The organism is Streptomyces sp. RP5T (genome assembly GCF_003933965.1).
GTDB lineage: Bacteria > Actinomycetota > Actinomycetes > Streptomycetales > Streptomycetaceae > Streptomyces.
In genome coordinates, this window is the sequence record NZ_RSAJ01000370.1 from 1 (window position 1) to 8,371 (window position 8,371).

General features: G+C 69.6%; 7 protein-coding genes and 1 pseudogene. 2 read left to right on the forward strand and 6 right to left on the reverse strand.

The genetic code is table 11. The features are described from left to right. From EHS43_RS30070 to EHS43_RS30090, 5 genes are all read right to left on the reverse strand, one after another. On the reverse strand, positions 1-322 hold a 322-nt coding region (locus EHS43_RS30070; protein WP_148104119.1), incomplete at its 3' end, for an L-rhamnose mutarotase. After that, positions 319-2,328: a hypothetical protein gene (locus EHS43_RS30075; RefSeq protein ID WP_260470778.1), complete on the reverse strand. Its 2,010-nt coding sequence runs from the start codon at positions 2,326-2,328 to the stop codon at positions 319-321. The genes EHS43_RS30070 and EHS43_RS30075, both read right to left, overlap by 4 nt. A 108-nt stretch (positions 2,329-2,436) precedes the next feature. Further along, positions 2,437-3,339 carry a carbohydrate ABC transporter permease gene (locus EHS43_RS30080; protein WP_125193868.1) on the reverse strand — a complete coding sequence of 301 codons (903 nt, stop codon included), beginning with the start codon at positions 3,337-3,339 and terminating at the stop codon, positions 2,437-2,439. A gap of 55 nt (positions 3,340-3,394) precedes the next feature. Then, on the reverse strand, positions 3,395-4,309 hold the full coding sequence (locus tag EHS43_RS30085) for a carbohydrate ABC transporter permease (protein WP_125193869.1): 915 nt from the start codon (positions 4,307-4,309) through the stop codon (positions 3,395-3,397). Then, positions 4,306-5,670, reverse strand: a complete 1,365-nt coding sequence (locus EHS43_RS30090) for an ABC transporter substrate-binding protein (protein WP_125193870.1) — start codon at positions 5,668-5,670, stop codon at positions 4,306-4,308. Before EHS43_RS30090 ends, EHS43_RS30085 begins: the two co-directional genes overlap by 4 nt. Positions 5,671-6,061: 391 nt before the next feature. Here EHS43_RS30090 and EHS43_RS30095 point away from each other — a divergent pair, with 391 nt between their 5' ends. Continuing rightward, positions 6,062-6,829: a FadR/GntR family transcriptional regulator gene (locus tag EHS43_RS30095; RefSeq protein WP_125193871.1), complete on the forward strand. Its 768-nt coding sequence runs from the start codon at positions 6,062-6,064 to the stop codon at positions 6,827-6,829. A gap of 229 nt (positions 6,830-7,058) precedes the next feature. Further along, positions 7,059-8,024 carry an expansin EXLX1 family cellulose-binding protein gene (locus tag EHS43_RS30100; protein ID WP_125193872.1) on the forward strand — a complete coding sequence of 322 codons (966 nt, stop codon included), beginning with the start codon at positions 7,059-7,061 and terminating at the stop codon, positions 8,022-8,024. Between the two features lie 33 nt (positions 8,025-8,057). On the opposite strand, the pseudogene EHS43_RS30105 reads toward EHS43_RS30100, so the two are convergent. Next, positions 8,058-8,330: pseudogene (locus tag EHS43_RS30105) on the reverse strand (glycoside hydrolase family 6 protein); the annotation flags it as partial. Positions 8,331-8,371 lie beyond the last annotated feature (41 nt).

Below are 8,371 nucleotides of genomic sequence, written 5' to 3' on the forward strand. Positions count from 1 at the left end.
GTTCGAGGTGCCAGATCTCGGTCAGTTCCGTCCACTGGCGGGAGTCGCCCCGGTCGGGCCACGCCTCCTGGCAGGGGTCGGTGAGTTTCCACCACTCCTGGGTCTCGGGGTCGGCTTCGAGGACGGCCATGTCGGCCCCGAAGTCGTCGCCGTGGTACTCGAAGTAGGCGAACAGGGCGTCGCCGTGCAGGAAGATGCTGTAGTTGCGGATGTTCGCCCGGTGCAGGGCGGCCTCGACGCCGGGCCAGACCGCCGAGTGGAGGCGGAGGTACTCCTCGCGGCGCTCGGGCCGGAGCCTGATGGTCTGCGCGACACGCTTCATGCGGTCTCTCCCTCCGCGTCCGGGGCCAGGTCGGCCGGGGTGTCGAACGGGGACCGGTAGCTGGGGGTGTTGGTGCGCAGACGCAGCTGGAGCACGAGCCGGACGCGGGTGGACGCGGGCAGCCGAACCGTCAGGAAGGGGCTGTCGCACGACGTCTCCGCCTCGCTGACCACCGGCTCGGTGTGGCCGTAGTCGTACATGTCCCCGATCCAGGCGTCGTCCTGGCAGGTGGTGTGGCGGACGGCGGCGATGGTGTGCTCGGCGAAGGCGCCCGCCTGCACGATCACCGTGCGCCCGGCCTCGGGGTGGAGGTTGACCAGTTCGACGGTGGTCGCCCCGGGGTCGATGGAGGTGACCAGCGCGGCCACGTCCGGGGGCAGGCCGGCGCGGCGGGCCTCGGCGTCGTGGTAGCGCAGCCGTGCCTGCTGCAGGCCGCCCTGGTAGAGCACCTGGGGGCCGCCCCAGGTGAGCTGGACGAGCGCCTCGGTGGCCACGGGGTTGCACTGCTGCCACACATGGATGTCGGCTTCGGGCACGTCCAGGTCGCGGTAGCGGTCGATGCGCCGCAGGCGATGGCGGACCTGGGCCTGGGCGGTGGCGAGGATCCGTTCGGGGTAGCCGGGGTCGTCACCGGCGAGGAAGGCGAACCAGGCCTTCTCGTGCCCGGACTCCTCCTTGGCGCGGAACGGCCGCACCGTGCGCCAGTCGATGCCGTCGACCTCGCGCAGCCCCTCCAGCCGGGCGCGGTCGGAGCCGGAGGCGGTGTGGTGCCACAGGGCGACCGGCACGGGCGGGGTGGCCGGGTTGTAGTCGAACCAGCCCGAGTCGTTGTGCCGGAACGGCAGATGCGGCGTGGGCGTGTGAGCGTCCGGGCCGAGTTCGACCGCCCACTTGGAGGGCAGGCTGGAGTCCGCCTCGGTGTGGGGCATCACCTTGGCGTGTTCGATCAGGGCGTCGAGCGTGCTCGCGACCATGGCGAGGTGGTCGTCGTCTCCGGTGACCGTGGCCGCCGCGAGCGCCGCCACACAGGCCGCGTGGCCGACGCTGTGCCAGCCGTGCGGCCAGGACCAGCCGTAGTGGCCGCCGTACCAGCGGCCCTCCAGCAGGCTGCCGACGACGCCGTCCGGGCCGACGTTGTCGGGGATGAGACCGCCGTTGGCCTCGGTGCGCTCGCGCCACGCGCCGACGTACTCGACGATCCAGTCGCGGTAGCGATCCTCGCCGGACAGGATCCAGGCGTTGAGGACCAGTCCGGCCGCGGCGAGGTTGACCGCGGTGTCGCCGACGCCCGTCCGGTCCCGCATCTGCGCGCCGAGTCGGGGGTCCGCGGTCAGGGGGTGGGGGCCGCCGTCCGCCTCGGGAATCCACTCCAGCGGGAAGCCGTACGTGTCGGCCTCCTTCTGCATCCAGGGGTAGACGTCGCCGTCGAACAGGCCCGTGCGGTCGGGGTCGCTGCCGTTGTGCGGGCGGGTGATGACACGGTGTTCGGGGTCGTAGTTGCCCTTGGCCGGGTCCACGTACAACTCGGCGAAGCGCAGGGCGCGTTCGGACCAGCGGTCGGGGGCGGCCATGCACAGGAAGTAGAGCAGGAGCAGGCTCTCGCCCTGGTGGAACCAGTCGTAACCGCGCTCGTACTCGTCGCGCAGCATGCCCAGTTCGGTGAGCTGGCGGGTCACGCCCTCCCAGTGCTTCTCGCTCGCCGGCAGCAGGTCGTCGGCACCGCCGAGGAGGTACAGCTGGGGCCAGTTGAAGAACACCTCGTAGAAGTCGTCCGCCCCGTCGCGGGTGGTGAGGGTGCCCGTGTAGTTCAACCGGCCGTCGGGGCCGGTGAAGTCGCGGGCGAAGCGGCGCCAGGCGTGGTCGAGCAGGTCGAACAGGGACCGCTGCGCAAGGGCCCAGCCCGGCGGTTCGAGGACCGGTACCCGGGCCTGGACCTCGGGTGCGGTCGGTGGGGCGAGGTCCGCGGCGTCCTCGCCCGGCACAGGGCCGGAGGAGCTGAAGGGCATGGGATGGATCTCCGTTCGGGGTGGCGGCACGGGGTGCGCGCCGGGAACAACGGGCGGGCGGCGGGGTGCCGGCTCCGGGTGTCGTGCCGGGGAGCCGTGGGCCGGGACCTACTCCTTGGTGGCTCCGGCGAGCATCCCGCTGACCAGGAAGCGCTGGGCGAACAGGAAGACGACCAGCACCGGTGTGATGGCCAGCAGCGTGGCCAGCGCCAGCTGCGGGCGTTCGATCGCGAGGGTGCCGACCGCGGGGTTGAAGGACGGCACGTTGCTGAGCAGGCTTCCGACGCCCACCTGGATCGGCATCTGGTCGCTCTCGGGCAGCATCACGTACGGCAGGAAGTAGTTGGTCCAGTTGGCGACGAAGCTGAAGAAGCCCACGAGTGCGATGACCGGGGTCGCCAGGGGCAGTGCGATGTGCCGGAAGACCCCGAACTCCGAGCAGCCGTCCATGCGTGCCGCCGCCAGCAGGTCCTTCGGTACGGCGGTGGTGAAGTAGATGTACGTCAGATACACGCCGAAGGGGTAGAACGAGTACGGCAGGATGATCGACCACATCGTGCCGATCAGGTGCGCCGCGTTGATCTCCAGGAACAGCGGCACCACCAGGGTGGCGGTCGGCATGAGCATCACGACGAGAGTCGAGACGAGCAGGGTGTGCCGCCCGCGGAACTCCGTCATGGCCAGCCCGTATCCCGCCGGCACCGCCACGCAGAGGGTGATGACCAGGGAGATCGCCGCGTACAGCGTGGAGTTGCCGAGCCACTGCATGACGGCGTCGTCCTGGAACGCGGTGAGGCCGTCCCAGTTGGCCTTGAAGGCGTGCCAGGAGCCGAAGGACAGCGGGCTGCCGTGGACGAGCTGCTGGTCGGTCTTGGTCGCCGCGAGGACGAGCCACAGCACCGGGAGGACGAAGAACACCAGGAAGACGAGCAGCACGGAGCCGGTCAGCAGGCGGGGCACGAGGCGAGGCGGGCGGCGACGCCCGGATGCCTGGCGGGGCGCTGGGCTCATGGCACTCGCTCCTCGTTCCGTGCGCGAGGGGACTCGGGTCGGTCCCGCGGAGGTCTCAGTCGGCATCGAAGAACCCCGAGCGTGCGACGAAGACAGCGGCGACCGAGACACTGACGACCAGGAGTTCCACCGAGACCGCGGCGGCGCCGTTCACGTTGTTCATCTGGAAGGCGAAGTCGTACGTCAGCTGGTTCAGCGAGTAGTCGCGTCCGGCCACGCCCACACTGGCGAGGGACAGCAGCTGCGGCTCCACGAAGAGCTGCGCGCCGCCCGCGAAGGCCAGGATCACCATGTACACGATCCACTTGCGGAGCATGGGTATCTGCACGTGCCAGGCGGTCTGCCAGGCCCCCGCGCCGTCGATGCGGGCGGCTTCCATGACGTCACCGGGGATGTTGTTCAGCGCGCCGTAGATGACGACGATCCAGCCGCCCGCGCCGGTCCAGAACGCGATGACCGTGAACAGCAGGGGCAGGTTGCCGGGCGCGATCACCTCGCCGAAGGTGTGGAAGCCCAGCATGCCCAGCAGCGAACTGACCGGGCTCACCGCCGGGTCCAGCATGAACAGCCACACCAGCACACTCGCGGCGCCGGCGAGAGCCCCCGGGATGTAGAAGAAGAAGCGCAGCGACTTGCTGATGGTGCCCGAGGCGAGGCGGTGCAGCAGCAGCGCCAGGCTCACCACGAACACCACGAGCGAGACCAGCCAGAACAGGAGGTACAGCGCCACATGGCCCACGGCGTCCATGAAGCGGAAGTCCTGCGCCGTGGTGATGAAGTTGCCGAAGCCGGTGAAGGTGCCCCCGGCGTCGGTGAAGGCGAAGTAGACGGCGTATCCGGTCGGCAGGATGCCGAACGCGATCAGGAGTATCACGTAGGCGGCTACGAAGGCGAGGCCGGCCCGGCTCTGCCGGCGGGCACCGCTGGTGCGCGCGGGGACAGAGCCGGACGAGGAGTAGCTGAGGGTCACTGCGAGACCTTGTATCCGTTGGACTTGGCGTACTTGACGATGGAGTCCTGCCAGGCCGGCAGCATCGAGACGATGGACTTGCCCTGGGTCAGGCCGGGCTTGACGGTGGCCGCCCAGATCGCCTCCTGGCTGAACTGCCCCGAGCCCCACTCGGGCCAGACCTGGGAGGAGGCGGCCGTGAGGGCGCTCAGGTCGCTGGCGAAGTAACCGGAGGCCGCCTGTCCCTTCAGCCACGTCTCGGCCGCCGGCGCGTAGGCCGGAAAGCCGGGCGCCTTCTCGCCCTGGTAGGCGTTGTCGGTGGTGACCCACTTGAGGAAGTCGGTGGCGGCCTTGATGTGGGTGGAGTGCTGGGACAGCAGCCAGGTGCCGCCGCCGACGTTGCCGGTGGACGGGGAGTTGTCCCCCTGCCACTGCGGGATGGGAGCGGCCGCTATCTGCTTGGCGGGGAGCTTGAGGGTGTCCTTGAAGACCGCTCCGCCGTACCAGGCCGGGCCCGGCATGAGCAGGACCTTGTCCGCCTGATTTTTGCCGAAGTCGGTGCTGAAGACGCCGCTGATGGACATGGACTTGTTCTTGATCAGCACGTCCAGGAGCCTGGCCATCTTGGTGCAGGCCTCGCTGGTGGTGTTCACCGAGACCGACTTGGGCCCGGTGATGTGGTTGGCGCCGCACTTGCTCGCCCACAGGTAGATCTCGGGGGTGAAGGAGTCGCCCGCGTCACCCACGAGATAACCGGGGTGCTCCTTGGCCACCTTCTCGCCGAGTCGCTGGTACTCCTCCCAGGTGGTGGGCACGGTGTAGCCGAACTGCTTCAGCAGCGGTGCGTTGTACCAGAGCACGGCCTGGGAGAGGTCGTTGCGCAGACAGTAGAGGGTGCCGTCCACCGTGCAGACGTCGTTGGCGCCCTTCGAGAACCGGCCCAGGGTCGACTCGGGGATCAGGCCCTTGTTGAGCGGGGCGGCGAAGCCCGCGTCGACCGCCCAGGAGGCTTCGTTGTTCTGGGAGCTGAAGACGACGTCCGGCCAGCCCTTGCCGGTGCGGTTGAAGAGCTGGACCTTGGTCTGGAGATAGTTCGAGCCGTTGGCGTCGCCGTCGTAGCTGACGATGTCCAGCTTCACCTCGGGGTGCAGGTGCTGGTAGAGCTTGGCGGCCTCCATACGGGTCGCGTCCACCCAGACGGTCAGTGCCCCGTCCTTCTGCGGCGCCTGGGCGAAGCCGTCCTTGGAGGTCGTGGCGCCGGTACCGCCGCCACCGCAGGCGGTCAGGGCCAGCGACACCGTGGCCGCGCAGCCGGCCAGCAACGCCGCACGCTTCCTTCCGAGTGCTCTCTTCGGGCTGGGCGACTGCTTGTTGACGGTCACGATCGACTCCACTGGGTTTGCGGTGCCCCGGGCAGATGGGCGGTTGGCAGGTGGCAGGTGGGGAGGAGCAATGGGTGCGACGCCGGGCCGTCCCGGGCAGGCGTCGGACAGGGGAAAGGCGGCTGAAGCGCTATTGGCTTGGATGAAATTAGCCGCCTCATCGAGAGGTTCGTCAAGGGTGCGTGCGACGCTTCCTTGACGAGTTCTGCATGATGGAAAAGTGATTGCGGCCAATAACTGACATTAATCGGCATTTATGTGCCCAGGGAGCGCAGACTCAGCCAGAGACCCCGGTCAGAATGAGTACGACTCATCTCTCTGCTGGGTTACGATGCCGTCGGCTCCGCGGCGATCAGTCGCGGTCACCACAGTCACTCGGGAGGCAGCGCAGATGGACGACACGCCGGCGATCGAAGTGCCCTCGGCGGCGACGGGCTCGGAGGAGCGGCGTGACTACCGTCCCGGGTACGAGATCGTGGCGGAGCAGATCCTCGAATACATCGCCGAGCAGCGGCTGGTGGCGGGAGACCGGCTGCCCACGGAGATCGACCTGGCCCAGACGCTGAACACCAGCCGGGCCGTGGTGCGGGAAGCCGTGAAGATCCTTTCGGCACTGGGCCGCGTACGGGCCCACAAGGGGCGGGGCCTGTTCGTCGCGGACGACGAGGGCATGCTCGTCACCAGCCGCTGGGGAGGTTTCTTCCGCCCCGTCGACATCGACCACGTCCTGATGCTGTTCGAGTTCCGCAGGGTGCAGGAGATGTCGGCCAGCAGCCTGGCGGCGACGCGCGCCACGCCCTCGGAACTGCGCACCATCGAGGTGGCCATGGAGAAGGGCCGGCACGGGTTCCTCCAGGGCCGGGTCGAGGTGTTCAACCAGGCGGACGAGGAGTTCCACATGGGCGTAGCCGCGGCCTCGCACAACACCTTCCTCGTCAGTGCCGTGCGGGACGCACGACGTCTGCAGCGCCAGTCCAGCGCCATCGGCATCCACGACAAGCTCGGCGAGAACACCGCGTCGGCCGTCGAGGAGCACGAGGCGATCTACCGGGCCATCCGAGACGGCCGCCCCGAGGAGGCGGCGCGGGCCACCGCGGCACATCTCGACAGAACCCTTGAGGACTACCGGCGCGAGATCCAGCGGCGCCTGTTCGGGTAGCGCCGCGCACGAACGCGCCGCCTGCGTGAGATCTGACGGGGCATCGGCGCGGACTGGCCCTTGGACTGCGTGTCCGACGGCCCGAGGGGCCCCTTGCCTCCGCCTTCGTACTGCGCCGGCTCGGCCGCTCGTGTCCCCGCTTCGATCCGGTCCGAAATCGGCGGCAACCTCTTCGCGTCCGGCGGCCACTGAGTGGTGCAACATCGCTCGCTCTTCCGAACGGATGGACATGCACGAGACAACACGTCAGGCCGCGCGGCAGCGCAGACGCAGACGCCGGCTGATGATCGCCACCAGCAGCGGGCTGGCCGTCACGGCACTCCTCGCCTGCCTGGTCGTGGCGATGCAACCCGACCGCAAGGAAGACACCGCGTCGGCCGCGGCCACGGCCGTCACCGACTCCCGGCAGACTCCGCCGCCCCCGACCACGCCCGGGGACAAGTCGTCCTCGCCGTCCCCCTCGGCGACCTCAGCGAGCCCGAAGGCCTCCGCGTCCACGCCCAAGGCCTCCCGCTCCTCCTCCGCGGCACCGTCGCCCTCCTCGGCCTCGCCCCGCACGGCCCCCGCCACGACCTCCCTGGCCGGACGCATCCGGCCCAAGGTCACCTACCCGGGAGTCGCCACCGTCTACGAGGCCGGAGTCGGAGACGGCGCCTGCTCCTTCGGCCCCAGCAGCGACATGATGATCGCCGCGATGAACACCACCGACTACGAGACGTCCAGGGCCTGCGGGGCCTACGTGCGCGTCCACGCGGCCAACGGCAACTCCGTCACGGTCCGCATCACCAACGAATGCCCGCTGCCCTGCGCCCCCGGCCAACTCGACCTCAGCGAGCAGGCCTTCGCCAAACTGGCCCCCACTTCCACCGGTCGACTGGCCATCACCTGGAGCCTGCTCAGCCCCGCCGCGGCAGGCACCATCTCCATCCGTTACAAGACCGGCTCCAGCGCCTACTGGTGCGGCATCCAGGCCATCGGTCACCGCAACCCGCTGGCCCGGCTGGAGGTCCGTACCGACAACGGCTGGCGCCAACTCGCCCGCACCGGCTACAACTACTTCCTCTCCCCCGACGGCAGCGGATGCGGCGGCGCCATCAGGCTCACCGACATCTACGGCCAGCAACTCACCATCAACGGGATCGCGGTGCGACCCAATGTGGTGCAGCCGACGAGCACTCAGTTCGCACAACACTGACCGGCCCACGGGCCGGCACCAGGTCCACGGAGGTCACGGCAGCAACGGGTCAGGCTGGGGGCCCGTGAGGTTGTTGCCGTTGCGTGCGTTGCCGCCGGGGGCCACCTTGCCGTCCGACTCCCCCGGCGGCTCGACCTGCGCACAGGCGTCGATTCCAGCGGCCGGAGCCGCGGCGGGCCGTTCACCGTGGCCCGCGCCGCTCCAGCCGTCCACGGTGGTCTGCGTGCCGGCGGGGGCCCGGGCGGAGCAGGCCGAGCCGTTGCGCGAGGTGTCGATCAGCATGGCGGGTCCGGAGTCGAACCCGGCCCCGTCGAGGCGACGGGGTCATCCGCCGGGTGGCCCCACCC

What these genes read in the sequence shown, in the direction of transcription:
- EHS43_RS30095 (WP_125193871.1), top strand. Translation starts at nt 6,062, where the DNA reads ATGGACGACACGCCGGCGATCGAAGTGCCCTCGGCGGCGACGGGCTCG.
- EHS43_RS30100 (WP_125193872.1), top strand. Translation starts at nt 7,059, where the DNA reads ATGCACGAGACAACACGTCAGGCCGCGCGGCAGCGCAGACGCAGACGC.
- EHS43_RS30080 (WP_125193868.1), bottom strand. Translation starts at nt 3,339, where the DNA reads ATGAGCCCAGCGCCCCGCCAGGCATCCGGGCGTCGCCGCCCGCCTCGC.
- EHS43_RS30075 (WP_260470778.1), bottom strand. Translation starts at nt 2,328, where the DNA reads ATGCCCTTCAGCTCCTCCGGCCCTGTGCCGGGCGAGGACGCCGCGGAC.